Genomic DNA, 26,575 nt, shown 5'->3' with positions numbered 1-26,575 from the left:
GTCATTCTGTCAGGCGTCGCGGCGGGGCCCGGCAGACGGGGTCACCGTGAACAGCAGGGGGGCCGCGAACCGGGAGGCCGCGAAGGCCGCGTTCACGGCATCCGCGACCGCCTCGACGGCATCCTGCTCGATCAGTGCGATCGCGGCTCCGCCGAATCCGCCGCCCGTCATCCGTGCGCCCAGGGCGCCGGCCGCCAGCGCGGTGTCGACCGCGGTGTCGAGTTCGGGGGTCGAGATCTCGAAGTCGTCGCGCATCGATGCGTGCGAGGCGAGCAGGAGATCGCCGATCGCGCGCACACCCTGTTCGCGCAGCACTCGCACCGTGTCGAGCACGCGCTGGTTCTCGGTGACGATGTGGCGCACGCGCCGGAAGGTGACGTCGTCCATCAGCTCCTGGGCGCGCGGCAGGTCGTCGATCGACACGTCGCGCAGCGCGGACACCCCCATGATCGACGCACCGAGCTCGCACGAGGCCCGGCGTTCGCGGTAGCCGCCCGTGGAGTGCGCGTGCTTGACCCGTGTGTCGATCACGAGGATGGCGAGTCCGGCTTCGGCGACGGCGAGAGGTACGAGCTGGGTCTCCAGCGACCGGCAGTCGAGGAAGATCGCAGTGTCGGGGCGGCCGAGCATCGACGCCATCTGGTCCATGATCCCGGTGGGAGCGCCGACGGCCTCGTTCTCGGCACGTCGTCCGATGCGGGCGAGGGTCGTGCCGTCGAGCCCGGTGCCCCACAGCTCGTTCAGAGCGGAAGCCGTGGCCCCTTCGATCGCGGCGGACGACGAGAGCCCCGCTCCCACCGGCACGTCGGAGGCGATCGCGATGTCGAGTCCGCTGAACGGGCCGGCCTCCACCGCGGCCTGACGCAACGCCCAAGCGACCCCGAGCGGATAGGCGGCCCATTCCGGGACGGCCGGATGCGAGCCGGGCGCGGTGGGGAACAGGCGGTCGAGTTCGTCGAGGGCGACCTCGACCGGCTCGTCCGCGAAGGTGGAGCCGACCAGGACGCGACCGCGGTCGTCGTCGCGCCGGCCGACCGCGGCGACCGTGCGCTGCGGGATGGCGAACGGCAGGACGAACCCGTCGTTGTAGTCGGTGTGCTCGCCGATGAGGTTCACGCGTCCCGGCGCCGACCAGAGTCCATCCGGTTCGCGGCCGGTGAGCCGGGTGAAGAGGGTGCGGGCGTCGTGGGCGGCGGTCATGCGGATGCTCCGGGGTCGGTCTGGTCGTGGGAGGCGCGTTCGATCGCCTCGCGCAGGCGCGCGGCTCCGACCTCGGGCGGCACCTCGGCGGCCCACGCCCACATCGCGGCCTCGGAGCCGGCGAGGAACTTCAGCTTGTCGGCGGCGCGGCGGGGGCTCGTCAGCTGCAGGTGCAGGCGCACGGTGTCGCGACCGACGTGCACGGGTGCCTGGTACCAGGCCGCGATGTAGGGCGTCGGGGAGTCGTAGAGCGCGTCGACACCGCGCAGCAGCCGCAGGTACAGCGGGGCGAGCTCGTCGCGCTCCGCCTGCGTGGTCTCGGCGAGGTCGGGCACGTGGCGGTGCGGCATCAGGTGCACCTCCAGCGGCCAGCGCGCGGCGAACGGCACGAAGGCGGTCCAGTGCTCGCCGCGGAACACCACGCGCTCGGACGCCTGCTCGGACTCGAGGATGTGCTGGAACAGGTCGGGGGCCGTGCGATCGATCGACTCCAGCACACGGGTCGTGCGCGGAGTGACGTACGGGTACGCGTAGATCTGACCGTGCGGGTGGGGCAGGGTGACGCCGATCGCCTCACCACGGTTCTCGAACGGGAAGATCTGCTCGATGCCGGGCAGCGTCGACAGCGCCGCCGTACGGTCGGCCCAGGCCTCGATGACGGTGCGGGCGCGGGTGACGGACTGCGTGCCGAAGGATCCCGCGTGCTCGGGGCTGAAGCAGACGACCTCGCAGCGTCCGACCGAGGTGCGTGTGCGGCCGAGGCCGAGAGCTGCGAGATCGTCGAGTCCGCGGGGCGCGTTGGATGCCACGGGTGCGGTGCCCACTGCTTCCGCGAGGGCGGGCCCGAACGCGGGCGAGCGGTTCTCGAACACCGCGACGTCGTAGCGCGAGGGCACTTCCGACGGATTGCCCGGAGTCTGCGGCGCGAGCGGGTCGGCGTCGGCGCCGGGCATCATCACGCGGTTCTGCCGGTTCGCGGCGACGGTGATCCAGTCGCCGGTGAGCACGTCGAGGCGCATCGTCGCGGTGTCAGGGCGGGGGTCGAGAACGCGGGCGTCGATGGCTCGATCGGGTCCGAGCGCGGTGCCGGGGTCGTCGTAGTAGATGAGGTCGCGGCCGTCGGCGAGGGTGGTGGCGCGTCGGACGACGCCGGCGCCGAGGGTGTCGGTGCGCAACTCAGGAAGTTCGGGCGTGTTCACGTAAACATGGTACGCACAGAGCCGTGATAACGTCAACATGCCGGAGTCGCGCACCAGCGGTCTGCCGGAGTGTCGAGACGGAGGATGCGGGTGGGCGAGAGCGGACGCGACCGTGTCGAGGAATCTGTCTCCCGCCGGAGGCGTCCGGCGTCCGGTCGCGTGTCGATGGCCATGGTCGCCGCCCGCGCGGGCGTCTCGGGGCAGACCGTCTCGCGCGTCGTCAACGGCAGCTCGCGCGTCGACCCCGACACCCGCGCTCGCGTTGAGCAGGCGATGACCGCACTCGGCTATCGTCCGCACCGCGCAGCCCGAGCCCTGCGCACCGGCCGCTCGCAGACGATCGGACTCGTGGTCACCACCCTGGCGACCGTCGGTAACTCGCGGATGCTGCAGGCGACGGCCGAAGCGGCGGCCGAACGCGGCTACGCGCTCACCCTCGTGACCGCCGCTCACGGGGTCGCCGAGGCCTTCGATCGACTCGCGGAGCAGGAGGTCGACGGCGCGATCGTGCTGAACGAGGCATCGGCCCTGGTCTCCGCCGCTCAGCGCCCCACTGGACTGCGGCTCGTGGTCGTCGACGCACCGACCGGCGCCGGGTTCACCTCGGTGCACAGCGACCACGCGGGCGGGGCCGCCGCCGCCACGCGTCGACTCCTCGGCCTCGGGCACACCACCGTGCACCACCTCGCCGGTCCTGCCGACTCCTTCGCCGCCGTCGAGCGCGAACGAGGGTGGCGCGAGACCCTCGCCGCTGCCGGCATCCGTCCGCCCGCCGTCGTCCGCGGCGACTGGAGCGCCGACTCCGGGTACGCGGCTGGTCGAGAACTGGCCTCGGCCACTGCCGTCTTCTGCGCCAACGACCAGATGGCGCTCGGCCTTCTGCGGGCTGTCTCCGAGTCGGGTCGCCGGGTCCCGGAGGATGTCAGCGTGATCGGCTTCGACGATGTGCCGGAGGCCGCGAACTACCGGCCACCGCTGACCACGATCCGTCAGGACTTCACCGCGCTCGCGCAGCGCGCGGTCTCTGCGCTGGTCGATGCGATCGAGGGTATGCCGGAGGCAGAGGGCGCCGCCGTCATCCCGACCGATCTCCTCGAGCGTGCCAGCACCGCGGAGAGCGTGCGGTGACCAGGGTCGTGCTGGCCCCCGACAGCTTCAAGGGCACCATCACGGCAGTCGATGCCGCGGCCGCCCTCGCCGACGGCTGGGCATCGGTCGATCCGATCGCCGAGTTCGTGCATCGGCCGATGGCGGACGGCGGGGAGGGCACCATGGCCGCGTTCGAAGCGGCCGTGCCCGGCGCCGTGCGGATGCCGCTCGCGGTCGACGGTCCGGCGGGGCAGAGGGTCGACACCTGCTGGCTGCTGCTGCCCCCGACGGAGAGCGCCCCGGCGGGCACGGCCGTGGTCGATCTGGGCTCGACCTCCGGCATCGAGCTGCTGCACGAGCTGCGCCCGTGGGACGCCGACACCACCGGTCTCGGGCAAGCCCTGGCCGCCGCCCTCGACCACGGTGTCTCGCGACTCGTCGTCGGCATCGGCTCCAGTGCGTCCACCGATGGGGGCACAGGGATGCTCACCGCGCTCGGCGCCCGCTTCCTCGACGCCGCGGGTGCACCTGTCGCACCGGGCGCGCGCGGTCTCGACGACATCGCCTCCGTCGATCTGAGCGCCTTGCGCGCGGCCCCCGAGGTGCGCGTCCTCACCGACGTCACCAATCCGCTCACCGGTCCGCGCGGTGCTGCCGCGGTGTTCGGCCCCCAGAAGGGGCTGCGCGCGGCCGAGGACATCGCTCTCGTCGACGACGGCCTGCGTCGCCTCGCCGACCTGTTGCGCATCGACCCTGCCGGTCAGGGCCACGGAGCGGCAGGAGGCACGGGAGCTGCGTTCGCGGCGTGGGGCGGCGTGCTCGCTCCCGGCGCCGCAGAGGTGGCCGCGCTCATCGACCTCGCCGGCGCGATCGCCGACGCCGATGTCGTCGTCACGGGGGAGGGGTCGTACGACGGACAGTCGGGCGACGGCAAGGTGCCCTCGTTCCTCGCCGGGCTCGCCGCAGCGGCGGGTGCCCGTGCGATGCTCGCCGCCGGGCGCATCAGCGACGACGCCGACACTGCACCGTTCGCCGCGTGCGCTTCCCTCACCGCGCTCGCCGGCTCATCGGAGGCGGCGCTCGCCGAACCGGGGCGCTGGCTGCGCGAAGCGGGAGCCGCCTTGGCGCGCACCGTGGTCTGATCCCGCTCCTGCCGGAGACCCCGGCCACGCGCGGCCGGGGTCGTCGCTCGCTGCGCGGGAGGGGTCAGTCGCCCAGCGCGGCCGACACCACGGCACGGGCCTCCGCCTGCACCTCGGCGAGGTGGTCGGGGCCGCGCAGGCTCTCGGCGTAGAGCTTGTAGACGTCTTCGGTACCCGACGGGCGGGCGGCGAACCAGGCGTGCTCGGTCTGCACCTTGAGCCCGCCGATCGCCGCGCCGTTGCCGGGCGCATGCGAGAGCTTCGCGGTGATGTCCTCACCGGCGAGCGTGGTCTCCGTCACGGCTTCGGGGGCGAGCTTGCCGAGGGTGGCCTTCTGCTCCGGCGTGGCCGGTGCGTCGACGCGCTGATAGGCCGAGGCACCGAAAGCGGTCTCCAGCTCGCGATACCGCTCCGACGGGGTCTTGCCGGTGACGGCGATGATCTCGGCGGCCAGCAGACACAGCAGGATGCCGTCCTTGTCGGTCGACCAGACCGAGCCGTCCTTGCGGAGGAACGAGGCGCCGGCCGACTCCTCGCCGCCGAACGCGACCGACCCGTCGAGGAGTCCGGGGACGAACCACTTGAATCCGACCGGCACCTCCAGCAGGCGCCGGCCGAGCGATTCGGCCACGCGGTCGATGATCATCGACGACACCAGCGTCTTGCCGATCGCGGCGTCGCGCGGCCAGCCCTCGCGGTGCGAGAAGAGGTAGTCGATGGCGACGGCGAGATAGTGGTTCGGGTTCATCAGCCCCGCGTCAGGGGTCACGATGCCGTGCCGGTCGGCGTCGGCGTCGTTGCCGGTGAGGACGTCGTAGGAGCCCTTCTTCGCCACCAGCGAGGCCATCGCGGAAGGCGACGACGGATCCATCCGGATCTTCTCGTCCCAGTCCAGGGTCATGAAGCGCCAGGTCGGGTCGACCTCGGGGTTCACGACCGTGAGGTCGAGGTCGTGCATCTCCGCGATCAGCGCCCAGTACTCGACGGAGGCTCCACCGAGCGGGTCGGCGCCGATGCTGACACCGGCCGAGCGGATGGCGTCGATGTCGATGATCGACGGCAGGTCGCGCACGTACGCGTCGCGGAAGTCGTAGCCGGTGAGGGAATCCCAGTCGATGTCGGCGAAGCGCTCCAGCTTCACACCCTCGAGGCCGGCGGCGATGAGGGCATTCGCGCGGTCGGCGATCCAGCCCGTGGCGTCGGTGTCGGCGGGTCCGCCGTGCGGCGGGTTGTACTTGAAGCCGCCGTCGCGCGGGGGGTTGTGCGAGGGGGTGACGACGATCCCGTCTGCGCGACTCGGGTCGTCGGCCGCCTTGCCGCGGTTGTACGTGAGGATCGCGTGGCTGAGCGCCGGCGTGGGCACCCACGAGTCGCGGGAGTCGACGCGCACGTCGATGCCGTTCGCGAGCAGCACCTCGATCGCACTGCGCTCGGCGGGAAGCGACAGCGCGTGGGTGTCGCGGCCGAGGAAGAGCGGACCGGTGATGCCCTGCGCATCGCGGTAGTCCACGATCGCCTGCGTCGTGGCGAGGATGTGGTTCTCGTTGAAGCTGTTCGACAGCGAGGATCCGCGATGGCCGCTGGTGCCGAAGACGACCCGTTCGGCCGCGACCTCGGGGTTCGGTGTGCGGTCGTAGTAGGCGGCGATCAGTTCATCGACGTCGATCAGGTCACTTTCCTCCGCAGGGAGGCCGGCACGGCTGGTCATCCCCTCAGTCTGCCCCCTGATCGGCCCGATCGCATCCGAGAAGTCACCAGGAAGAGCGGTCGGCCCGCCGAGGGCTAAGGTGAAACCCGTGACTGAACGCCGCACCTACAGCTATCTCGGCCCTGCCGGAACCTTCACGGAGGCGGCGCTCGATCAGGTGGCCGAGGCCCGCGGCCAGGACTGGCGCCCCGTGCACAACGTGGGTGAGGCTCTCGCCGACGTGCTCGAGGGCCGCAGCGACGCCGCGATGATCGCGATCGAGAACTCGATCGAGGGCGGCGTCTCCACCACGCAGGATGCTCTCGCGACGCTCCCAGGGCTCCGCATCATCGGCGAGTACCTGGTGCGGGTGAACTTCGTGCTGGTGGCCCCTCGGGGGACGACCCTCGATCAGGTCGAGGTGATCGCGGCGCATCCGGTGGCCTACGCCCAGTGCCATGGCTGGCTCGGCGCGAACCTGCCGTCGCACTCGCACGTGCCCGCATCGAGCAACGTCGCCTCCGCGATCGGCGTCCTCGACGGCACGCTGGCAGCGCAAGCCGCGATCGCCGCCCCCGGCATCGTGAATCACTACGACGTCGACGTCCTGGCAGAGGGCATCGGCGACAACGCGCAGGCCGTGACCCGCTTCGTCCTGGTCACCCGCACGACCCGCTCGCCCGAGCCGACCGGCGCCGACAAGACCTCCCTGATCGTCGAGCTCCCGCACGACCACCCGGGTTCGCTCCTCGAGATGCTCGAGCAGTTCTCCACCCGCGGCATCAACCTGTCGCTCATCGAGTCGCGGCCCATCGGTGACGAACTCGGCCGCTATCGGTTCGTGATCGACGCCGACGGCCACATCGAGCACGAGCGCATGGCCGACGCGCTGCTCGGCATCCGCCGCTTCAGCCCGCGTGTCGTCTTCCTCGGCTCGTATCCGCGCGCGGACCGGCAGATCGTGCAGTACCCGGACCGCTACTCCGACGACGTGTTCGTCGAGGCGCGCGATTGGCTGCGCGGCATCCTCTCCGGCGAGCCGGAGGCCTGACGCCGCCCGCCCCCGCCGCCCGGTGCGGCTGGGGCGTCGCGTGTCTCAGTGCTCCTGGAAACGCGGCCAGTCGCTGCCAGGGGCCATATGGGAGTGCAGGGCACCCTTCGCCGAGGCGAGGCTCGGGTACGTGCCCGTGGCCGCGTCGGATCCGACCATCGTGACCGTGTAGCCGTCTTCGTCGTGGCGGATGCTGCCGACGACGCCGTTGCGGCCGTAGGCGACCCAGAGGGCGAGAGTCTTGGTCGTGCTCATCGTCGAACTCCTTCTGCTGCTGCCGAGAGTGCGTTCGCCGAAGGGGCCGCGCCCCTGTCGACGGCACTGTTCGTGACGCTACGCCTGTGCCGCCGGGAATGCCAGGGGTTGACAGGCGCTCGACATCAACGGTGCAGGGCGGCGGCGATGAGCTCCAGCGTCTGCGCGCGGCCGGTCGGGACATCGTTCGGCTCGGCGTCGTAGGCACCCGCGACAGGAGACAGCATGACCTCGTCGACGCCGTAGCGGTCGGCGAAGGCGCGCACCTCGCCCGCGACGCTCTCGCCCGTGCCGACGAACCACCGCGAGCGGGCGGCCTGCACGACCTCGTCGGTCGCGGCGTCGGTCACGGCGGCCGCCGCCTGCTCGACGGTCTCGAGGGCGGCGAGGGGCTGGTTCAGGCGCAGGCGCGCCATCATCCGCAGCTGGGGGAGTGCACGGGCCTCCGCCTCCTCCTGGGTGGGGGCGGCGACGGCGTTCACGGTCAGGAACGTGCGCGGCTCCGGGTGCTCCTCGCTCGGGCGGTAGCCTGTGCGGTAGAGATCCAGCGCGCGCTCGAGACCCTGCCCCGAGAAGTGGTTCGCGAAGACGTAGGGCAGTCCGTGCGAGGCGGCGAGCTGCGCGGAGTAGTCGCTCGACCCGAGCAGCCACACCTCGGGGGTGCCGGTCGCGGCCGGTGTCGCACGCACCGTGTACTCGCCGCCGGAGGTGAAGCGCACGGTGGCGCCGTCGCCCGAGAGCAGTGCGGCGATGTCCTGCACATGACGCGGGAACTGCTCCACGTCGCTGGTGGTTCCGGAGCCGCGCAGCAGCTGCGTGATCACCGGATCGCTGCCCGGTGCACGGCCGAGGCCCAGATCGATGCGTCCTGGCGCGATCGCCTCGAGGGCGGCGAACTGCTCGGCCACGATGAGCGGTGCGTGGTTGGGCAGCATCACGCCGCCAGAGCCCAGGCGCAGACGCGAGGTGCGGGTGGCCGCAGCAGCGATCAGCACGGGCGGAGTGGTGGATGCCACCGACGGCATGTTGTGGTGCTCGGCGAACCAGTAGCGGCGATAGCCGAGGCGCTCGGCGGTCTCCGTGAGGGCGAGCGAGGCGGCGATGGCCTCGGCGCTGGTCTGGCCGGTGCGGACCGGAACGAGGTCGAGGACGGAGAGAGCTGTATCGGACATCATGGACCACAACGCGGGCCTGTGCGGCTCCATTCCCCCGCTACCGTGGGGGGCATGGAAGCAGGCATCTTCTACGTTCTCGTCGGGTCGGTCGCCGTCGCCGCGTTCGCGCGCTGGCGCGGATGGCCGGCACCGCTGCTCGTGACGGTCGTGGCGCTCGCCGCATCCTTCCTGCCGTTCGTGCCGGAACTCGACATCGACGGGCACCTCCTCCTCAGCCTGGTGCTGCCGCCGCTGCTGTACTCGGCGGCGCTGGACGTGTCGTTCGTCGGATTCAAACGGAGCCTGCCGCAGATCCGCCGCCTCGGCATCTGGCTGGTGCTGCTCACAGCACTCGCCGTCGGCTTCGTCGCGTGGTGGATTCTGCCCTCCCTCACCCTTCCCGGCGCGCTGCTCCTCGGTGCGATCGTGGCCCCGCCGGATGCGGTGTCCGCCGCGGCGATCGGCCGCCGACTCGGATTGCCCCGCCGCATCATGACGGTGCTCTCAGGAGAGAGCCTGATCAACGATGCGACCTCGCTCACCCTGTACCGGGTCTTCGCCGCGATCCTCGCCGGCGCCACCGTCTCCGTGCTGGGCGGCATCGGGCAGTTCCTCCTCGCGGTCGGTGTCGGTGTGGCCGTCGGCCTCGTGTTCGGCATCGTCCTGCACCAGCTGCGCATGCGCATCAGTGATCCGGTCGTGATCGGCACGTTCGGGCTCCTCGCGCCGTTCGGGGCCTACGCGATCGCCGAGCATCTGCTCGGATCGGGAGTGCTCGCCGTCGTGGCGATGGGGCTCTACGTCGGCTACAACTCGCCGCGCACCGACTACACGACGCGTCAGCAGGAGAAGCCGCTGTGGCTCTCGGCCGATCTGCTGCTGGAGAGCTTCGTGTTCGCGTACATCGGCCTCCAGTTCCCGCGCGTGCTCAGCGACCTCGGGAGTGAATCGGTCGGGCAGATCCTGCTGCTCTCCGGGGCGGTTCTGCTCGTCGTGGTCATCGTGCGGCCCCTCTTCATCTACCCGACGAGTGCGTGGTCGAACTTCCAGGATCGCAAACGTCTCGAACGCTGGGATCGCGGTGTCGAATCCGGGGAGTTCGACAAGCGGCACCGCAGGTCCAGGCGCTGGGCGAAGTACACCGCCGACGAACTGCGCAGTCACATCGTGCGCGAGCAGATGGCAGGGCTCCAGCTCACCTGGAAGGACAGCGCCGTCATCTCCTGGGCGGGAATGCGCGGAGTGGTGACGCTGGCGATCGCGGTGGCGGCCGCCGACCTCGCGACCCTCGACACCGAGGCCTCGCACGCGATCGTCGTGGTGGCGTTCATCGTCACGGTGGGCACGCTGCTGATCCAGGGGCTGACGCTGCCGATGCTGATCCGCGGTCTCGGCATCGCCAGCGACGTGGATGAGGAGGAGGACGAGGCGGCCCTCGCCGAGGTCCGCGCGAAGAGCCGCGAGGCCGGGAAGAAGTACCTCGCCGAGAAGCGCATCGAGTGGGAGGCCAAGTACGGCGAGGTCGACCTCAGCGTCTTCGACGCCTTCACCAAGCGCATGACCCGGGTCGAGAGGGACACTGACGAGGCGCAGAAGGTGGAGGACGCCGCGAGCCGGCCTTCGTATGAAGACCTCGTCGCGCTGTCGAAGGGCTGGCTGCAGGTGCGTCGCGAGATCCTCCTCGCAGAGCGGGATGCGGGCAACCTCGACGAAGAGGTCATGCGCGAGCTGATCGCCGCGATGGATGCCGAGGAGCTCGCGCTCGACACCCGTGGAGCCACCCGCCAGCAGAGTCGGGCCTGAATCCCCGCCTCCCCGCACGCCTGAATCCTTGAACGGCAGAGCGCCTCGCCCCATGAAGGGACGAGGCGCTCTGGCGTCGCGGGGTGAGGTCAGCGGGCGCTGACCGGCTCATTGTCGGTGGACGCATCCGCCTCGGGGGCGTCGTCGTCACCGGAGTCGTCGGCGAAGGGCAGCCCCTCGCGCGGCGCGTTGTAGAGGTCTTCGTTCAGGATGCCCTCGCGCTTGGCGACGATCGTCGGGATCAGCGCCTGGCCCGCCACGTTGACCGCGGTGCGGCCCATGTCGAGGATCGGGTCGATCGCGAGCAGCAGTCCCACGCCCTCGAGCGGCAGGCCCAGGGTCGACAGCGTCAGCGTGAGCATCACCACAGCACCGGTGGTGCCGGCAGTCGCAGCGGAGCCGACGACCGAGACGATCACGATCAGCAGGTACTGCACGAAGTTCAGATCGATGCCGAAGAACTGCGCGACGAAGATCGCGGCGATGGCCGGGTAGATCGCGGCGCAGCCGTCCATCTTGGTGGTGGCGCCCAGAGGCACGGCGAACGACGCGTAGGAGCGGGGCACGCCGAGGTTGCGCTCGGTGACGCGCTCGGTGAGGGGCAGCGTTCCGATCGATGAGCGGCTGACGAAGGCCAGCTGCACCGCCGGCCACACGCCCGAGAAGTACTGCTTGATCGACAGGCCGTGGGTGCGCACCAGGATCGGGTAGACCACGAACAGCACGAGCGCGAGCCCGATGTAGACCGCGGCGGCGAACCAGCCGAGGGAGGCCAGCTTCTCCCAGCCGTACTTGATCACGGCCGAGCCGATGAGGCCGAACGTGCCGAGCGGGGCGATGCGGATGATCCACCACAGCACGCGCTGGATGACCTTGAGCAGCGACTCGGTGAAGACGAGGAACGGCTCGGCCTTCTTGCCGGCCTTGAGAGCGGCGATGCCGACGACGGCGGCGACCACGATCACCTGCAGGATGTTGAAGCCGACGCTCGACGAGAAGGTCCCCTCGACGGCACCGGGCGAGGTGTTGACGGTGAGGCCGAGGAAGTTCTGCGGGATGAGGCCCAGCAGGAAGTTCCACCAGGTGCCCACGGTGTACGGGTCACCGGGCTCGAGGCCTTCGCCGGCGCGGTTGCCGGGCTGGATCACGAGGCCGAGCACGATGCCGATGATCACGGCGATGAACGCGGTGATCGCGAACCACAGGATCGTCTGGCCGGCGAGGCGCGCGGCGTTCTGCACGCGGCGCAGGTTCGAGATGCTGGCGACGATGGCCGTGAAGATCAGCGGCACGACGGCGGCGCGCAGCAGCGTCACGTAAGAGTTGCCGATGGTGTCGAGCGTGGCCGACAGCCCTGTCGGGTTCTCAGCGGTGGCGCCGAGCTGGCGGCCGATCAGACCGGCGGCGATGCCGAGGACGAGGGCTGCGAGGATCTGGAAGCCGAACGAGGTCAGCAGCTTCCGGACCGGCCCGCGGGTGTCAGGCGCCTTCTGGGCGCGTGCGGTGGTGCTCATGAGGTGGGGACTCCAGAATCGCGGCGCGCCGAGTACGCGCCATGAGGCCCAACGCTATGGCTGCCTGAGAATTCCCTGGGTGGATATGACGAAGGATGACGTGCGAGCCGGGATCCGTTCGGTGTGGCCGGCGGACGGGGGATCCCCGTTAGCGCGGCGCGAGCACCAGCAGGTCGCCGACCTCGCACTCGAGCGCCTCGCAGATCGCCCGCAAGGTCGAGTAGCGGATGGCGCGGGCCCGGTCGTTCTTCAGCACCGACAGATTCACGATGCTCACCCCGACTGTGGCGCTCAGCTCGGTGAGCGTCATCCCGCGTTCGGCGAGCAGCTCGTCGAGCCGGCAGTGGATGCCGGTGAACTCGTCGTCGCTCTCGGCCGGGGTCATACCAGTCCCTCCGTGTCCTTCTCGAGAGCGAGCTTCTCGTTCTGCAGGCGGATGCCGCGGCGGAACGCCACCGCGATCAGGCCCACCGTCACCCCGGTGGCGAAGATCGGCGCGACGCTCCAGAACTCGATCGGATGCACCGGTTCCCCGTCGCCGATGCCGAGAGCGGAGGTGACGCCGTTGCGGCCCATCGTCTCGAGCATCACGATCAGGATCGGAGCGCCGACGAGCGTCCAGCCGATCACATCGAAGGCTCGCGCGTTCGGACGGACGAAGAAGCGTCCGCGCAGGAAGTTCCAGGCGACCAGTGTCACGGACGCGATGACCGCGACGGCCGCGAGAGCCCACAGCGCGATGGCGGCGACGATAGCCGTGACGGAGGCCGCGTTCACCCCGCCGGCGATGACCATCGCCTCGTCCGCGAACCCCTCGATCGAGATGGCACCGGAGTCGGTCGTGGCGGAGATCGGCTGCTGGTCGATGGGGACCGTCCAGGCGATCCCCGTTTCGCGGAAGGTGCTGGCGACGCGCAGGATCGTGGCGAATGCGACGGTGACGAGCGCCGCAGCCGCGTAGAGGATCACGGTGATGGCGTCCGCTGTTTCGGAGCGGGTGGCCGGGGAAGTCGTCTTCGTCATGGTCATCAGACCAATCCTTCCGTCTCGCGCTGCAGTCGATCGCCGATCACGAACGTGGTGCCGATGACCGAGATGATGAACGCGGCCAGGATGAAGGTGAACGGCTCGATGCTGATCACCGCATTGTCGACAGCGTTCTCGGTGACCGCGGAGACGGCGGCGTTGGCCAGCATGTTGTCGAAGAACCGCACGGCCGCGAAGCCGAGCAGGCCGACGATGCCGGCGACCATCACGAGTCGCGTGTTGCGTCGGCTGAACACCGTGCCGCTCAGGATGCTGCGCGCCAGCAGCATCAGGCATCCGATCACGACGATGATCGCGACGATCTGGGCGAGCTGTCCGATGACGCCCGCGCCGATCGCGATCCCCGGCAGGGTCGGGGCGGTGAGGATCGCCCTGTCCAGTTCGAGGGTGATGTTCGCACCACCTGCGCCGAGCGGAGCCTCGATCGGCTGATCCACGAACTCGACCATCACCGGGATCATCGTGCCGCTGAGCAGCGTGACGATGCGGATGATCGAGAAGACCGTGATGTACGCCGCGATCGCCACGCCGGCGATGCAGAAGGCGATGAGTGCAGCGGCGTCGCCGCGGGACAGCGTGCCCTGTTTCGTCGAGGTCATGATCGCTCCTTATCGATGATCGTTGTTAGCGATAAACGATAAGATAACGACAATCGATAAGCTCGTCAATCCCCGTCGCTTTCGACGCTTCGTCACACCGCCCGCCATAGCCCCGGTATGCCCACGGCGAACACGGGCATACGTGCCCGATGTGGTGGTTACTCTCGATGTACAAGCGCTTCACGCGTCTTCGCCCCGTGCGAATAAGGAGTCACAGCATGTTCGAGAGATTCACGGACCGAGCCCGTCGAGTGGTCGTCCTCGCCCAAGAAGAGGCGAAGATGCTCAACCACAACTACATCGGAACCGAGCACATCCTGCTCGGTCTCATCCACGAGGGCGAAGGTGTCGCCGCCAAGGCGCTCGAAAGCCTCGGCATCTCCCTCGACGCCGTGCGCGAGCAGGTGCAGGACATCATCGGCCAGGGTCAGCAGCAGCCGACCGGGCACATCCCGTTCACCCCGCGCGCCAAGAAGGTGCTCGAGCTCAGCCTCCGCGAGGCCCTGCAGCTCGGCCACAACTACATCGGAACCGAGCACATCCTGCTCGGCCTCATCCGTGAGGGCGAGGGCGTCGCGGCCCAGGTGCTCGTCAAGCTCGGTGCCGACCTCAACAAGGTCCGCCAGCAGGTCATCCAGCTGCTCTCCGGCGCTCCCGGACGCGAGCCGGCCTCCGTCGGCGCGCAGACGAACGACTCGCAGGCCAGCGCCCAGGGCGGCTCCGCCGTGCTCGACCAGTTCGGTCGCAACCTCACGCAGGCCGCGCGCGACAACAAGCTCGACCCGGTCATCGGGCGCGAGAAGGAGGCGGAGCGGGTCATGCAGATCCTCTCCCGCCGCTCCAAGAACAACCCCGTCCTGATCGGCGAGCCCGGCGTCGGCAAGACCGCCGTCGTCGAGGGCCTTGCCCAGGCGATCGTCAAGGGCGATGTGCCCGAGACGCTGAAGGACAAGCAGCTCTACTCGCTCGACCTCGGCTCGCTCATCGCCGGGTCCCGCTACCGCGGTGACTTCGAGGAGCGCCTGAAGAAGGTCACCAAGGAGATCCGCACGCGCGGCGACATCATCGTCTTCATCGACGAGATCCACACCCTGGTGGGTGCGGGTGCCGCTGAGGGCGCGATCGACGCGGCCAGCATCCTGAAGCCGCTCCTCGCCCGTGGCGAGCTGCAGACGATCGGTGCGACCACGCTCGACGAATACCGCAAGCACTTCGAGAAGGATGCAGCGCTCGAGCGCCGCTTCCAGCCGGTTCAGGTCAACGAGCCGACGCTGCCGCACGCGATCAACATCCTCAAGGGACTCCGCGACCGCTACGAGGCGCACCACAAGGTGCAGATCACCGACGGCGCTATCGTGGCCGCGGCGAACCTCGCCGACCGCTACGTCTCCGACCGGTTCCTCCCGGACAAGGCCATCGACCTGATCGACGAGGCCGGCGCACGCCTGCGTCTGTCGATCCTGTCGAGCCCGCCCGAGCTGCGCGAGTTCGACGAGAAGATCGCCGCCGTGCGTGAGCAGAAGGAGGTCGCCTCCGAGGAGCAGGACTTCGAGAAGGCCGCATCCCTCCGCGATGAGGAGAAGAGCCTCCTCGCCGAGCGTCTGCGTCTCGAGAAGCAGTGGCGTGCCGGCGACGTCGCGACCTCCGCGGTCGTCGACGAGGGTCTGATCGCCGAGGTGCTCGCACAGGCCACCGGCATCCCCGTCTTCAAGCTCACGGAGGAGGAGTCCAGCCGACTCGTCTTCATGGAGAAGGCTCTGCACCAGCGCGTCATCGGTCAGGAAGAGGCGATCGCCGCCCTCTCCAAGACGATCCGTCGTCAGCGTGCCGGTCTCAAGGACCCGAAGCGCCCCTCCGGCTCGTTCATCTTCGCCGGCCCCACGGGTGTCGGAAAGACCGAGCTCGCCAAGGCTCTCGCCGAGTTCCTGTTCGACGACGAGGCTGCGCTGATCTCGCTCGACATGAGCGAGTTCGGTGAGAAGCACACCGTCTCGCGTCTGTTCGGTGCCCCTCCCGGATTCGTCGGATTCGAAGAGGGTGGCCAGCTCACCGAGAAGGTGCGGCGCAAGCCGTTCAGCGTGGTGCTCTTCGACGAGATCGAGAAGGCCCACCCTGACATCTTCAACTCGCTGCTGCAGATCCTCGAAGAGGGTCGTCTCACCGACGGTCAGGGTCGGATCGTGGACTTCAAGAACACGGTCATCATCATGACCACCAACCTCGGTGCGCGCGACATCGCCGGCGGTCCCGTGGGCTTCCAGATCGAGGGCAACGACTCGACCAGCTACGACCGGATGAAGGGCAAGGTGAACGAAGAGCTCAAGCGGCACTTCAAGCCCGAGTTCCTGAACCGTGTCGACGACATCATCGTGTTCCCGCAGCTCTCCAAGAGCGAGCTGGTGCAGATCGTCGATCTGTTCACCAAGCGCCTCGGCGAGCGTCTGCTGGACCGCGACATGACGATCGAGCTGTCGCAGGCCGCCAAGGAGCGCCTCATCGAGATCGGCTTCGACCCGGCGCTCGGCGCCCGACCGCTGCGTCGCGCGATGCAGCACGAGGTCGAGGACCGTCTGTCGGAGAAGATCCTGCACGGCGAGCTCAACTCCGGCGACCACGTGAAGGTCGATGCGAAGGACGGGCAGTTCCTGTTCGAGCACGGCCCGCGCGACGGCGGCCCCGTCGCGGTCGGCGTCAACACCGGCGGCGGCGCGATCTCCGGCACCCCCGACCTGGCGGTCGCCAGCGGGGAGTGACCTCGGTTGAATCACGAGAAGGGGCGGATGCTGCGGCATCCGCCCCTTTCCTGTGTCCGGCACAGGCGCCACCGGGTCACGGGTTCTAGGCTTGTGATGTGAGCGAGTACATCGTCCGGCCGGCGCGCAGCGCCGACATCGTCGGCATCCGTGACCTGCTGCAGCCGCTCGTGGAGCAGCGCATCCTGCTCGGCAAAGACCTGGCGGTGCTGTACGGCGCCGTGCAGGAGTTCGTCGTCGCGGAGGCCGACGGGGTGCTGATCGGATGCGGCGCCCTGCACGTGTTCTGGGAAGACCTCGGCGAGGTGCGCACCCTCCTGGTGCGCGACGACTGGCTGCACCACGGCGTCGGACGTGCGATCGTGGACCGCCTGGAGGAGAACGCCGCCACGCTCGGGCTGACCCGCCTGTTCTGCCTCACCTTCGAGGTCGACTTCTTCGGCCGCCGGGGCTACACGCCGATCGGCGAGCAGGTGGTCGACTCCGACGTGTACTCGCAGCTGCTACGCAGCGGTGACGCGGGTGTCGAGGAGTTCCTCGACCTCGCCCACGTCAAGCCGAACACGCTCGGCAACACCCGCATGCTCAAGGTGCTCTGACTCCGCCTCCGCCCGTGCCGTGGGGCCTCCCAGGCTGAGGGCGGAGGATCGCTTAGCCTGGAGTCATGCCCCGTCGCTCCGCCGCCGTCTACCGTCGTCGGCGACTGGCCGTGATCGGAGGGCTCGTCCTGGCCGTCGCGGCCATCGGCATCGGATCCTGGCTCCTGATCGCGCGCCCGTGGACCGCCGCCGACACGGCCTCGCCCGCGCCGGCGACGCCGTCGATGTCGCCCTCGCCGTCTGCCGATCCGTCCGCCGGGGGAGAGTCGCCCGCTCCCGAACCCTCCGCCGCGCAGACCCCGGCGATCGTCGCCTGCGAGGCGGCCGACATCGAGGTCACGGCAGTCACCGACTCCGACACGTACGCGGCCGGGGTGCTGCCGAAGCTCTCGATCTCGCTGACGAACAAGGGCGCCAAAGACTGCACGATCGATGTGGGGTCGACGACCCAGGTCTTCACGATCTCCAGCGGCGCCGATGTCTGGTGGCGTTCGACCGACTGCCAGGAGAACCCGAGCAGCATGATCGCCACGCTCACGGCGGGCACCACGGTCACGAGCAAAGACCCCGTCACCTGGGATCGCACTCGGTCGAGCGTCGAGACGTGCGCGCAGGAGAATCGACAGCGGGCACCGGGCGGAGGGGCTTCGTACCACGTGGAGGTCTCGATCGGCGGGTTCACGAGCCCTTCCAGCGTGCAGATCCTGCTCTACTGAGGCCCGCTGAGTTTCGAAGCGAACTCCGAAGACGCTCTTCGAAAATCGTCGCAAGTCGGCGTTGTTGCGACGAAATCGGGCGATGTTTGCCGCCGTAGGCACGCGATGCTGACAACCGTGACTCTTTGGGATACCATAGAAGCGACTCTCCGCATCTGCGGCACCAAGCCATCCCCAGTGGCGTCGAACTACAGCGTCCCCAGCGCTTCGACACCGCCGCTCGAGAGTCCGAGGGCCCTCTCGAGTACCCCAGTCCCCAATGTGGGACTCGAGAGGGCCCCAATCGTCTCCACGGCCGAATCGGCGCTTCGCGCTTCGTGCCGTGAATAAGCTGGACACATGGCAGCGAAGAAAGCGAAGGCCGCGAAGAACAAGCCCGCACCCGAGGACTTCCGTTCGGATGCTCTGGCGCAGGCCCTGGAGAAGCAGGACGTCGCTGCGGTCGCTCTCGCCCTCCGCCATGGCACCACGGTCGTGCCGCTGATCAAGCCCGGCGCACGCGACAACCCGCTCGACAGCGGCGAGGTGTGGACCTACCGCGACCCGAAGACCGGCGACCTCGCGCTGCTGCTGTTCAGCGACGCGAAGAACAAGCCGGCCAACCTGCCCCCTGGCGTCGGCATCTACGGTGCCGACTGGCTGCGCAAGTTCCTCGCCGCACACCCGATCACGACGGTGTTCCTCGACATCGCCGGCCCTCACCCCATGCAGGCGGACCCTGCCGAGCTGCTCAAGGCGCTCGACGCCTGAGAGCCCCGACCGTTCGCGTCAGAACGGCGGGATGTCGCGATCGGAGCGGCGTGACGTGTTGCGTGCTCGCACATCGCCGAGCGCGGCGCGGAGTGTCTTCGAACGGTCGTCGACCACCTGCTCGTATCCCAGGCGTGCGGCCTCGGACCGTCGCTGCGCCGCCTGGGTGACCGGACGGATCTCGCCGGCGAGGCTCAGCTCGCCCACGGCGGCGACCGTGCGCGGCACCGAGATCTGCTGGATGGACCCTGCCACGGCGATCGCGATCGCGAGGTCGGCCGCCGGCTCGGTGAAGCGCACGCCACCGACCGTCGACACGTAGACGTCGAGACTGCCGGTGGGCACACCTGCGCGACGTTCGAGGATAGCCAGCACCATCGCCACCCGCGAGGAGTCGAGGCCGTGCACGATGCGGCGGGGGTTGGGGGCGTTGCTGGGCACCGTGAGCGCCTGCACCTCGACCGGAAGAGCACGCCGGCCTTCGAGCGAGATCGCGACGCAGGTGCCCGGCTCGGTGGCTCCCTGCGAGAGGAAGAGCCCCGAAGGGTCGGGCACCTCGGCGATGCCGTCTCCGGTCATCTCGAAGCAGCCGACCTCGTCGGTCGGCCCGAAGCGGTTCTTGAGGGCGCGGATGAAGCGCAGCGACGTCTGCCTGTCGCCTTCGAAGTGGCACACGACGTCGACGAGGTGCTCGAGCACCCTGGGGCCTGCGACCTGTCCGTCTTTCGTGACGTGGCCGACGATGATGATCGGCAGGTCGCGGTCTTTCGCGATGCGGATCAGCGTCGCCGCGACCTCGCGCACCTGGCTCGGCTGCCCGGCAGCACCGTCGATCAACGACGATGAGACCGTCTGCACCGAGTCGACGATCACGAGCTGCGGCTTCACCTCGTCGATGTGACCGAGGATCGTCGCCAGGTCGGTCTCACTCGCCAGATAGAGCTCGTCGTGCAGGGCGCCGGTGCGCTCGGCACGCAGTCGCACCTGGCCGGGAGACTCCTCGGCGCTCGCGTAGAGCACACGGCGTCCGCCGCGAGCGGCCTGCGCTGCGACCTCGAGGAGGAGAGTCGACTTGCCGACGCCGGGTTCGCCGCTGAGCAGGATCGCCGCGCCCGGCACGATGCCCCCGCCGAGCACACGGTCGAACTCGCCGACGCCGCTCGAGCGCCGAGGAGCATCCTGCGTCGTAATCTGGGTGATGGGCCGTGCGGCGCGATCGGCCGTCGGTGCGACCGGGCCGACCCGTCGGAGGATGCCGGTCTGCGCCGCCTGTTCCTGGACGGTTCCCCACTGCTGGCACTCGCCGCAGCGCCCGACCCACTTCGCGGTCGTCCACCCGCATTCCGTGCACACGTACGCGGGTGGAGCGGGTTTCCGGGTGGCCATGCCCCCAGGCTATCGCCGGGATCAGACATCCCTATCGGCCAGGTGTTTATTCACGGCCCATCCTCTCTGCAAACTCGCAGTCTCGCGGGATACTGGGTTCATGGCCAACGGCGGGCCCGTTTGCGGGCCGATCTCGAGCTACTCCCGGGTGCAGATCCTGCACTTGCTCTTCGAAGCGGGAAGTTCGCAGACCCGAGGCGAGCTCTCGATCACCGAGCTGTGCGAGGCCACGGGGCTGCACCCCAACACGGTCCGCGAGCACCTGGGGCGCTTGATCGAGGGCGGCTACGTGATCCCGACGATCGAGCACCGCACCACGCGGGGACGGCCGCGCACGCTGTACAGCGCCGCGACCGGAGCGCCGGGCGCCTCCAGCCCCGTCGCCCGCGACAAGGCCAAGGCCGCTGCGCGCCGCGGAGACCTGATGCGGAGCATGCTTCCCGATGTGGTATCCGGTCTCGGTCGAGACGCCACGTACCAGCTCGACGCGCTCGTGGAGCACCTGGAGGAGAGCGGCTTCGAGCCCGTGCTCGACGACCAGCGGCTCACGGTCGACCTCAGCCCCTGCCCGCACGCCGCCGGACGCTCGGAAGATCGTCCGATGCTGTGCCGTGTGCACCTCGAACTCATGCAAGGCGTCCTCAACGAGGCAGGCGGACCACTCGAAGCCGAGTGCGTTCGCGATGCCGTCCTCGCCTCGGACTGCACCGTGCAGCTGCGCGACACCACCGCGTCGCTGATCGAGGGAACGGAGCCGCCGCGTCACCGCACGACGCCGCAGCACCACAGAACAGGAGTCGCGCATGGAATGGCTTGATCCGCTCGCTCTCGCCCGATGGCAATTCGGGCTGACGACCGTCTACCACTACCTCTTCGTGCCGTTGACGATCGGCATGGCGCTGGTCGCCGCGATCTTCCAGACCGCGTGGGTGCGCACCGCCAAGGTGCAGTACCTGCATCTGACCCGCTTCTTCGGCAAGATCTTCCTCATCAACTTCGCCATGGGCGTCGTCACCGGCATCGTGCAGGAGTTCCAGTTCGGCATGAACTGGTCGGACTACTCCCGCTTCGTCGGCGACGTGTTCGGCGCACCGCTCGCCTTCGAGGGTCTGCTGGCCTTCTTCTTCGAGGCGACCTTCATCGGGCTGTGGATCTTCGGCTGGGACAAGCTCCCGCAGAAGCTGCACCTCGCCACGATCTGGTGCGTCTCGATCGGCAGCATCCTGTCGGCGTACTTCATCATCGCGGCCAACGCGTTCATGCAGAACCCCGTGGGCTACACGTTCAACGAGGCGACGAACCGTGCGGAGCTGACCGACTTCTGGGCACTGCTGACCAACCCGGTCGCGCTCGCCGCGTTCCCGCACACGATCTTCGGCGCGTTCATGTTCGCGGCCGGTGTCGTGATCTCGGTCTCGGCCTGGCACCTCTCGCGCGGCCAGCACTTCGACACCATGCGCATCTCGCTCAAGTTCGGGCTGTGGGCCATGATCGTCTCGACCGCCGGCGTGGTGCTCACGGGCGACCAGCTCGGACTCGCGATGTACGCCGCGCAGCCGATGAAGATGGCCGCCGCCGAGGCGACGTTCAACACGGTGTGCGGGCCGGATGCCTCGTTCAGCATCTTCACGCTCGGCACACCGGACGGCAGCTCGGAGCTGTTCTCCATCCGCGTGCCGTATCTGCTCTCGCTGCTGTCGACCCACACGCTCGACGCGTGCGTGCACGGCATCAACGACCTGAACGCCGAGTACGCCCAGACGTACGCCTCCACCGGTCTGACCGACTTCGCCCCGATCCTGTGGATCACGTACTGGGCGTTCCGCTGGATGATCGGCCTCGGCATCGCCGCAGCGCTCGTGGCCGTCGCCGGTCTCTGGGTCACCCGCAAGGGCGCCAAGAAGCCTGTCGCCCCGTGGATGTGGAAGGTCGCGATCTGGTCGTTCCCGCTCGCGCTGGCCGCCAACATCATGGGCTGGGTCTTCACCGAGATGGGAAGGCAACCCTGGATCGTGTTCGGGCTGATGACCACGCAGGACGGTGTCTCGCCGGGCGTCAGCGGGCTCGAGGTGCTGATATCGCTCATCTCGTTCACCGCGATCTACGCGGCGCTCGCCGTCGTCGAGATCCGTCTCATCATCCGGGCCGCGCAGAAGGGGCCCGACACCGAAGAGAAGCCGCATGACGAGACGGCCCAGCTGCCGTCGGTCGTCTACTGAGAGGGAGGAGCATCATGGATCTCGCAACGCTCTGGTTCTTCATCGTCGCCTTCTTCTTCGTGGGCTACTTCGTCCTCGACGGGTTCGACTTCGGCGTCGGCATGTCACTGCCGTTCCTCGGCAAGGACGACGTCTCGCGCCGTCAGGTCATCAACACGATCGGTCCGGTCTGGGATCTCAACGAGACCTGGGTCATCGTCGCCGGCGCCGTGCTGTTCGCGTCGTTCCCCGAGTGGTACGCCACGCTGTTCAGCGGGTTCTACCTGCCGCTGCTGCTGATCCTGCTCGCACTGATCCTGCGCGGGGTGTCGTTCGAATACCGGCACCAGCGCGACAGCGTGAAGTGGAAGGCCGGCTTCGACCGGATGATCGTGATCGGCTCGGTCGTCCCCGCGCTGCTGTGGGGTGTCGCGTTCGGCAACATCGTGCAGGGAGTGGCGATCGATGAGAACCACATCTACGTGGGTGGCTTCTTCGCACTGCTGAACCCGTACTCGCTGCTGGTCGGCGTCACCACGCTGCTGCTGTTCTTCCTGCACGGCGTGCTGTTCGTGGCGCTCAAGACCGACGGACAGGTGCACGAGGACGCACGGAACCTGGCGAAGAAGGCCGCGATTCCCACGATCCTCGTCGCGGCCGCAACCGTGATCTGGACGGTGTTCATCGCGATGGGCCGTGAGGCTCCGCTGCTCTGGCTGGTCATCGGCACCGGGGCGCTCGCGGCGGTCAGCCTGATCGCGGCGGTCGGATTCTCGCTCGTCCGACGCGACGGGTGGGCGTTCTTCTCCGGCATCCTCACGGTGCTGTTCGCCGTGGTCATGCTCTTCTCCGCCCTGTTCCCGTACGTGATGCCCTCGACGATCGACCCGGCGTACAGCCTCACGATCGCGAATGCGTCGAGCACGCCGTATACGCTGCAGATCATGAGTTGGACGGCCTTGATCGCGATGCCGCTCGTGCTCGCGTACCAGGCCTGGACGTACTGGGTCTTCCGCAAGCGGGTCACCCGGAAGTCGATCGAGGGGGCTCCGGCGCACGCGTGAAACCCGTCGATCCGAGACTGCTGCGCTACGCGGGTGCCGCGAGGGGATTCCTCGCGGCATCCGCGTTGATCGGCGTCATCCAGACGGCGGTCACGATCGCGTTCGCCTGGCTGCTGACCGACGCGATCACCGGTGCGATCGCGGGGCGCGACGTCACCTCGTCGCTGCTCTGGCTGCTGCTGGCGGCGCTCCTGCGCGGACTGCTGATCGCCGCGTCCGACGCGGCAGGCACACGCGCCGCCGCGAAGACCGGGATGCAGCTGCGTTCGGCGCTCGTCGCGGCGGTCGGGAAGCTGGGGCCGGGGTGGCTGGCACAGCGGAATCAGACCGAGCTCGCGGTCACCGCAGGTCACGGGCTCGAGGCGCTCGACGCCTACTTCGCCCGGTACATCCCGCAACTGGTGCTGACCGTGATCGCGACGCCGGTTCTGGTCGCGGTGATGTGGTGGCAGGACTGGCCGAGCGGTCTCACCGCGGTGATCACCCTGCCGCTGATCCCCATCTTCCTGATCCTGATCGGGATGGCGACGCGCACGGTGCAGACGCGCCAGTGGCAGACGCTCCAGCGCCTGGCCGCGCGCTTCGCCGACACGGTGCAGGGACTGTCGACGCTGCGACTGTTCGGACGCGATCGCCGCGCGGCCGATCGCATCGAGGTCACGGCCGACGAGTACCGCCGCGAGACCATGAAGGTGCTGCGGTTCTCGTTCCTGTCGGGCTTCGCGATGGAGCTGCTGGCCTCGATCGCCGTGGCTCTGATCGCGGTGTCGGTGGGGTTCCGACTTCTCTCCGGTGACCTGACGCTCGAGGTGGGGCTGTTCGTGCTGCTGCTCGCGCCCGAGGCGTTTTTGCCGATCCGACAGGTGGGCGTGCAGTTCCACGCGGCGTCCGAAGGGGTCGCCGCGACCGAGGACGTCTTCGACGTGCTCGACGCCGCGGGGGAGCGCTCGGGGGAGCGCTCGGAGGAGAGCGCACGGATGCAGGAGCGTTCGACGGATGCAGGAGGAATCGCCGTCGGAACCTCCGACATCCGGGAATCGGTCCTGCATGTAGACCACACGGACGAGGGAAGCCTCGTGGTCGCGGGGCTGCGCGTGCGCGACCTGCCGCCCGTGTCGTTCACGGCCGCGCCGGGGACCATCACCGTCATCGAAGGGCCGAGCGGGTCGGGAAAGTCGTCGCTGCTCGCGGCTCTCCGCGGCGCCGTCGAGTTCGAGGGGACGGCCGCCTTCGCGGGGAAGGATGTGCGGGGGCTCGCGCCGTCGGCATGGCTCGCGTGGGCGGGGCAGGCTCCCGGCCTGACGCGGGGGACCGTGGCGGCGAACGTCGCGCTCGGCGACCCGGTCCCCGACGCCGACCGGACCCGCGCCGCCCTCGACGACGCCTGCGCCGAGACCGTCGACGCCGATCTCGAGCTCGGTGTGCAGGGAGCGGGGCTCTCGGGCGGGCAGGCCCAGCGCGTGGCCGTGGCCAGGGCGCTGTACCGCCAGGCATCCGCCACCGACCGTGTGCTCGCGCTCGATGAGCCCTCGAGCGCGCTCGACCCCGAGACCGAAGACCGGCTGTGGCGCTCGCTGCGACGGAGGGCCGATGCCGGAGCCATGATCCTCCTCGTCTCGCACCGTCACACCGCACGGGAGATCGCGGATCAGATCGTGGAGCTGGGGGTGAGCGCATGACCGCACGCCGCGCCGCAGCCGACGCCGTACACCCGCGCACCCACCGGGTCCGCGACATCCTCCGCCTCGCGCAGCCCCCTGTCGGGCGCTTCGTGCCCGGTCTCATCTGGGGTCTGCTCTCGGCCGCTGCCGCCGTGAGTCTGCTCGCTGTCAGCGGCTGGCTGATCGTGAGCGCCTCGATCGTCGACTCGCTCGTGCCGCTGTCGGTCGCCGTCGTGGGGGTGCGCTTCTTCGCGGTCTCGCGCGCGGTCACCCGCTACCTCGAGCGACTGAGCGGACACGATGCCGCGCTGCGTCAGCTCGCCTCGACCCGCGCCGACATGGTGCGCCGGTTGATCCCGCTGTCTCCGGCCGGCCTCGGCTCGACGGATCGTGGTCGGGTGCTCACGGCGCTCGTCGACGACGTCGAGAATCTGCAGAACCTTCCGCTGCGCGTGGTGCAGCCGCTCGGGGTCGCGGCCCTCGTCGCCGTCGGGGCCGTCGGTTTCGTGGCGTTCGTGTCGCCCCCGGCCGCGCTCACCCTTGCGGTGTGCCTGCTCATAGCTGCAGCCGCCGCGATCGGTCTCGGCTGGGTCTTCGGCTCCCGCGCCGAGGTGCTGGTCTCGGCGCGTCGCGCCGACCTCTCCGCCGCTCTCGTCGACTACTTCGGCAGCCTCGACGTGCTCATCGCGTACGGAGCAGAGGAGCAGGCTCGCGCGCGGATCAGCACAGCGGATGCCGCACTGAGAAAGGTCGTCGACCGCGCCTCGCTCGCGCAGGCGATCGCCGCCGGTGTGGTCTCCGCGGTCGCCGGGGCCGCCTCGGTCTGGGCGCTCGCAGCCGCGGCTCCCGGACTCGTCGACGGGTCGATCGACGGCCCGTGGCTGGCGGTGGCAGTGCTCGTGCCGATGGTGGTCTTCGAGATCTTCGGTGCGGTGCCGATCGCTGCCGCATCGTGGCGGAGTGTGCGCTCCAGCGCCGAGCGCATCGTCGACGTGCTGCCGGAGCGGATGCCGGACGAGCTGCGTTCCGACGCCGGCGACGACATCGAGATCGACGGCACCCCGGCCGTGCGTCTGCGCGGCGTCCGGGCGAACTGGCCCGGCGGTGCCCCGGCCCTGGAGGAGATCGATCTCGACCTCCGTCCCGGGGAACGGGTGCTGGTCACCGGCCCCAGCGGAGCGGGCAAGAGCTCACTGGCCGCGGCCCTCGTCGGCTTCCTGCGCGTGGAGGGCGAGTATCTGATCGATGGGCGCGATGCCGCGGAGCTCTCGGGGCCGGCGCTGCGTCGGGTGATCGGGCTGTGCGAGCAGAGTCCGCAGCTGTTCGACGAGGACATCCGCCAGAACCTGCTCTTCGCCCGGGACAGCGCCACGGACGAGGAGCTGCTGGATGTGCTCGACCGGGTCGGTCTCGGCACCTGGGTGCGTGAGCGCGGAGGTCTGGACGAACGGGTCGGCGATCGCGGCGCGCTGGTGTCGGGCGGGCAGGCGCAGCGGATCTCCCTCGCCAGGGCGCTGCTTCGTGGGTTCCCCGTGCTGGTGCTCGATGAGCCGACGGCCGGGGTGGATCCGGAGGCCTCGGATGCGCTGCTGCGCGACCTGCTGCAGGCCGCCGGCGATCAGACGGTGCTGCTGATCTCGCACGTCGAGCCTCCGGCGGGAACCGTCGGACGCACGGTGCGGATCGAGGGCGGCCGCACGGTCTGAGG

Annotated in this window: 23 protein-coding genes; 13 read left to right on the top strand and 10 right to left on the bottom strand. The window is 69.4% G+C overall.

Going from position 1 to position 26,575, the window contains the following annotated elements; genetic code table 11:
• Positions 1-9 precede the first annotated feature (9 nt).
• Both galK and galT read right to left on the bottom strand, forming a co-directional pair.
• On the bottom strand, positions 10-1,200 hold the full coding sequence (gene galK / locus ACP699_RS08930; RefSeq protein WP_055874480.1) for a galactokinase: 1,191 nt from the start codon (positions 1,198-1,200) through the stop codon (positions 10-12).
• A complete protein-coding gene (galT, locus tag ACP699_RS08925; protein ID WP_426170663.1) occupies positions 1,197-2,399 on the bottom strand; it encodes a galactose-1-phosphate uridylyltransferase in 1,203 nt (400 codons plus the stop codon). Before galT ends, galK begins: the two co-directional genes overlap by 4 nt.
• A 165-nt stretch (positions 2,400-2,564) precedes the next feature.
• Between galT and ACP699_RS08920 the strand changes: the two genes are divergently transcribed.
• Complete coding sequence (locus ACP699_RS08920; protein WP_426171560.1) at positions 2,565-3,527, top strand: LacI family DNA-binding transcriptional regulator; 963 nt, start codon at positions 2,565-2,567, stop codon at positions 3,525-3,527.
• Complete coding sequence (locus ACP699_RS08915; protein ID WP_426170661.1) at positions 3,524-4,630, top strand: glycerate kinase; 1,107 nt, start codon at positions 3,524-3,526, stop codon at positions 4,628-4,630. Before ACP699_RS08920 ends, ACP699_RS08915 begins: the two co-directional genes overlap by 4 nt.
• 64 nt (positions 4,631-4,694) lie before the next feature.
• On the opposite strand, the gene pgm is transcribed toward ACP699_RS08915, so the two are convergent.
• Entirely contained in the window at positions 4,695-6,338 is a 1,644-nt protein-coding gene (pgm, locus tag ACP699_RS08910; protein WP_302793482.1) for a phosphoglucomutase (alpha-D-glucose-1,6-bisphosphate-dependent), read from the bottom strand.
• 79 nt (positions 6,339-6,417) lie between these two features.
• On the opposite strand from pgm, the gene pheA reads away from it, so the two are divergent.
• On the top strand, positions 6,418-7,368 hold the full coding sequence (gene pheA / locus ACP699_RS08905) for a prephenate dehydratase (RefSeq protein WP_017829431.1): 951 nt from the start codon (positions 6,418-6,420) through the stop codon (positions 7,366-7,368).
• 45 nt (positions 7,369-7,413) lie between these two features.
• On the opposite strand, the gene ACP699_RS08900 is transcribed toward pheA, so the two are convergent.
• Complete coding sequence (locus tag ACP699_RS08900; protein WP_017829430.1) at positions 7,414-7,623, bottom strand: hypothetical protein; 210 nt, start codon at positions 7,621-7,623, stop codon at positions 7,414-7,416.
• 125 nt (positions 7,624-7,748) lie between these two features.
• Positions 7,749-8,795 carry an LLM class flavin-dependent oxidoreductase gene (locus tag ACP699_RS08895; protein ID WP_400646597.1) on the bottom strand — a complete coding sequence of 349 codons (1,047 nt, stop codon included), beginning with the start codon at positions 8,793-8,795 and terminating at the stop codon, positions 7,749-7,751.
• Between the two features lie 54 nt (positions 8,796-8,849).
• Between ACP699_RS08895 and ACP699_RS08890 the strand changes: the two genes are divergently transcribed.
• On the top strand, positions 8,850-10,580 hold the full coding sequence (locus tag ACP699_RS08890) for a cation:proton antiporter (RefSeq protein WP_127483034.1): 1,731 nt from the start codon (positions 8,850-8,852) through the stop codon (positions 10,578-10,580).
• An 89-nt stretch (positions 10,581-10,669) separates the two neighbouring features.
• Here the strand turns inward: ACP699_RS08890 and ACP699_RS08885 are convergent, their stop codons facing one another.
• The 4 genes from ACP699_RS08885 to ACP699_RS08870 all read right to left on the bottom strand — a co-directional run bounded on the left by ACP699_RS08885 (position 10,670) and on the right by ACP699_RS08870 (position 13,740).
• Positions 10,670-12,094: a dicarboxylate/amino acid:cation symporter gene (locus tag ACP699_RS08885; protein WP_426170657.1), complete on the bottom strand. Its 1,425-nt coding sequence runs from the start codon at positions 12,092-12,094 to the stop codon at positions 10,670-10,672.
• 148 nt (positions 12,095-12,242) lie between these two features.
• The gene (locus tag ACP699_RS08880; RefSeq protein WP_426170655.1) at positions 12,243-12,479 is read right to left on the bottom strand and encodes a helix-turn-helix domain-containing protein; all 237 of its coding nucleotides are present in this window, start codon (positions 12,477-12,479) and stop codon (positions 12,243-12,245) included.
• Positions 12,476-13,123, bottom strand: coding sequence for a hypothetical protein (locus ACP699_RS08875; protein ID WP_426170653.1), 648 nt, complete (start codon positions 13,121-13,123; stop codon positions 12,476-12,478). The genes ACP699_RS08880 and ACP699_RS08875 overlap by 4 nt, the downstream gene beginning before the upstream one ends.
• Positions 13,123-13,740: a DUF2975 domain-containing protein gene (locus ACP699_RS08870; protein ID WP_055865974.1), complete on the bottom strand. Its 618-nt coding sequence runs from the start codon at positions 13,738-13,740 to the stop codon at positions 13,123-13,125. The genes ACP699_RS08875 and ACP699_RS08870 overlap by 1 nt, the downstream gene beginning before the upstream one ends.
• A 218-nt stretch (positions 13,741-13,958) precedes the next feature.
• On the opposite strand from ACP699_RS08870, the gene ACP699_RS08865 reads away from it, so the two are divergent.
• The 4 genes from ACP699_RS08865 to ACP699_RS08850 all read left to right on the top strand — a co-directional run bounded on the left by ACP699_RS08865 (position 13,959) and on the right by ACP699_RS08850 (position 18,558).
• The gene (locus ACP699_RS08865; protein WP_055865971.1) at positions 13,959-16,493 is read left to right on the top strand and encodes an ATP-dependent Clp protease ATP-binding subunit; all 2,535 of its coding nucleotides are present in this window, start codon (positions 13,959-13,961) and stop codon (positions 16,491-16,493) included.
• Between the two features lie 98 nt (positions 16,494-16,591).
• The gene (locus tag ACP699_RS08860) at positions 16,592-17,092 is read left to right on the top strand and encodes an amino-acid N-acetyltransferase (protein WP_017829419.1); all 501 of its coding nucleotides are present in this window, start codon (positions 16,592-16,594) and stop codon (positions 17,090-17,092) included.
• A 65-nt stretch (positions 17,093-17,157) separates the two neighbouring features.
• Positions 17,158-17,808 (top strand): hypothetical protein, encoded by a 651-nt coding sequence (locus tag ACP699_RS08855; RefSeq protein ID WP_426170650.1) that lies wholly within the window; start codon positions 17,158-17,160, stop codon positions 17,806-17,808.
• Between the two features lie 339 nt (positions 17,809-18,147).
• Positions 18,148-18,558 (top strand): hypothetical protein, encoded by a 411-nt coding sequence (locus tag ACP699_RS08850; RefSeq protein ID WP_017829417.1) that lies wholly within the window; start codon positions 18,148-18,150, stop codon positions 18,556-18,558.
• A gap of 18 nt (positions 18,559-18,576) precedes the next feature.
• Here ACP699_RS08850 and radA read toward each other — a convergent pair whose 3' ends face one another.
• The gene (gene radA / locus ACP699_RS08845; RefSeq protein ID WP_017829416.1) at positions 18,577-19,944 is read right to left on the bottom strand and encodes a DNA repair protein RadA; all 1,368 of its coding nucleotides are present in this window, start codon (positions 19,942-19,944) and stop codon (positions 18,577-18,579) included.
• A 100-nt stretch (positions 19,945-20,044) separates the two neighbouring features.
• On the opposite strand from radA, the gene ACP699_RS08840 reads away from it, so the two are divergent.
• Genes ACP699_RS08840 through cydC form a run of 5 tightly spaced genes read left to right on the top strand, consistent with a single transcriptional unit; the run spans position 20,045 to position 26,573 of the window.
• The gene (locus ACP699_RS08840) at positions 20,045-20,761 is read left to right on the top strand and encodes a helix-turn-helix transcriptional regulator (protein ID WP_426170647.1); all 717 of its coding nucleotides are present in this window, start codon (positions 20,045-20,047) and stop codon (positions 20,759-20,761) included.
• Positions 20,748-22,163: a cytochrome ubiquinol oxidase subunit I gene (locus ACP699_RS08835; protein WP_055865967.1), complete on the top strand. Its 1,416-nt coding sequence runs from the start codon at positions 20,748-20,750 to the stop codon at positions 22,161-22,163. The genes ACP699_RS08840 and ACP699_RS08835 overlap by 14 nt, the downstream gene beginning before the upstream one ends.
• Positions 22,164-22,177: 14 nt before the next feature.
• Entirely contained in the window at positions 22,178-23,206 is a 1,029-nt protein-coding gene (gene cydB / locus ACP699_RS08830) for a cytochrome d ubiquinol oxidase subunit II (RefSeq protein ID WP_055865966.1), read from the top strand.
• On the top strand, positions 23,203-24,885 hold the full coding sequence (cydD, locus tag ACP699_RS08825; RefSeq protein ID WP_426170644.1) for a thiol reductant ABC exporter subunit CydD: 1,683 nt from the start codon (positions 23,203-23,205) through the stop codon (positions 24,883-24,885). Before cydB ends, cydD begins: the two co-directional genes overlap by 4 nt.
• Complete coding sequence (cydC, locus tag ACP699_RS08820; RefSeq protein WP_426170641.1) at positions 24,882-26,573, top strand: thiol reductant ABC exporter subunit CydC; 1,692 nt, start codon at positions 24,882-24,884, stop codon at positions 26,571-26,573. The genes cydD and cydC overlap by 4 nt, the downstream gene beginning before the upstream one ends.
• Positions 26,574-26,575 lie beyond the last annotated feature (2 nt).

The organism is Microbacterium sp. DWRC1-3, from assembly GCF_049896645.1.
In the GTDB taxonomy this organism is placed as follows: domain Bacteria; phylum Actinomycetota; class Actinomycetes; order Actinomycetales; family Microbacteriaceae; genus Microbacterium; species Microbacterium maritypicum.
This window is presented reverse-complemented; position numbering and strand designations above follow the sequence as displayed.

What these genes read in the sequence shown, in the direction of transcription:
- galK (WP_055874480.1), bottom strand. Translation starts at nt 1,200, where the DNA reads ATGACCGCCGCCCACGACGCCCGCACCCTCTTCACCCGGCTCACCGGC.
- ACP699_RS08920 (WP_426171560.1), top strand. Translation starts at nt 2,565, where the DNA reads ATGGCCATGGTCGCCGCCCGCGCGGGCGTCTCGGGGCAGACCGTCTCG.
- pgm (WP_302793482.1), bottom strand. Translation starts at nt 6,338, where the DNA reads ATGACCAGCCGTGCCGGCCTCCCTGCGGAGGAAAGTGACCTGATCGAC.
- ACP699_RS08900 (WP_017829430.1), bottom strand. Translation starts at nt 7,623, where the DNA reads ATGAGCACGACCAAGACTCTCGCCCTCTGGGTCGCCTACGGCCGCAAC.
- ACP699_RS08895 (WP_400646597.1), bottom strand. Translation starts at nt 8,795, where the DNA reads ATGTCCGATACAGCTCTCTCCGTCCTCGACCTCGTTCCGGTCCGCACC.
- ACP699_RS08890 (WP_127483034.1), top strand. Translation starts at nt 8,850, where the DNA reads ATGGAAGCAGGCATCTTCTACGTTCTCGTCGGGTCGGTCGCCGTCGCC.
- ACP699_RS08885 (WP_426170657.1), bottom strand. Translation starts at nt 12,094, where the DNA reads ATGAGCACCACCGCACGCGCCCAGAAGGCGCCTGACACCCGCGGGCCG.
- ACP699_RS08880 (WP_426170655.1), bottom strand. Translation starts at nt 12,479, where the DNA reads ATGACCCCGGCCGAGAGCGACGACGAGTTCACCGGCATCCACTGCCGG.
- ACP699_RS08875 (WP_426170653.1), bottom strand. Translation starts at nt 13,123, where the DNA reads ATGACCATGACGAAGACGACTTCCCCGGCCACCCGCTCCGAAACAGCG.
- ACP699_RS08870 (WP_055865974.1), bottom strand. Translation starts at nt 13,740, where the DNA reads ATGACCTCGACGAAACAGGGCACGCTGTCCCGCGGCGACGCCGCTGCA.
- ACP699_RS08865 (WP_055865971.1), top strand. Translation starts at nt 13,959, where the DNA reads ATGTTCGAGAGATTCACGGACCGAGCCCGTCGAGTGGTCGTCCTCGCC.
- ACP699_RS08855 (WP_426170650.1), top strand. Translation starts at nt 17,158, where the DNA reads ATGCCCCGTCGCTCCGCCGCCGTCTACCGTCGTCGGCGACTGGCCGTG.
- ACP699_RS08850 (WP_017829417.1), top strand. Translation starts at nt 18,148, where the DNA reads ATGGCAGCGAAGAAAGCGAAGGCCGCGAAGAACAAGCCCGCACCCGAG.
- radA (WP_017829416.1), bottom strand. Translation starts at nt 19,944, where the DNA reads ATGGCCACCCGGAAACCCGCTCCACCCGCGTACGTGTGCACGGAATGC.
- ACP699_RS08840 (WP_426170647.1), top strand. Translation starts at nt 20,045, where the DNA reads ATGGCCAACGGCGGGCCCGTTTGCGGGCCGATCTCGAGCTACTCCCGG.
- ACP699_RS08835 (WP_055865967.1), top strand. Translation starts at nt 20,748, where the DNA reads ATGGAATGGCTTGATCCGCTCGCTCTCGCCCGATGGCAATTCGGGCTG.
- cydB (WP_055865966.1), top strand. Translation starts at nt 22,178, where the DNA reads ATGGATCTCGCAACGCTCTGGTTCTTCATCGTCGCCTTCTTCTTCGTG.
- cydC (WP_426170641.1), top strand. Translation starts at nt 24,882, where the DNA reads ATGACCGCACGCCGCGCCGCAGCCGACGCCGTACACCCGCGCACCCAC.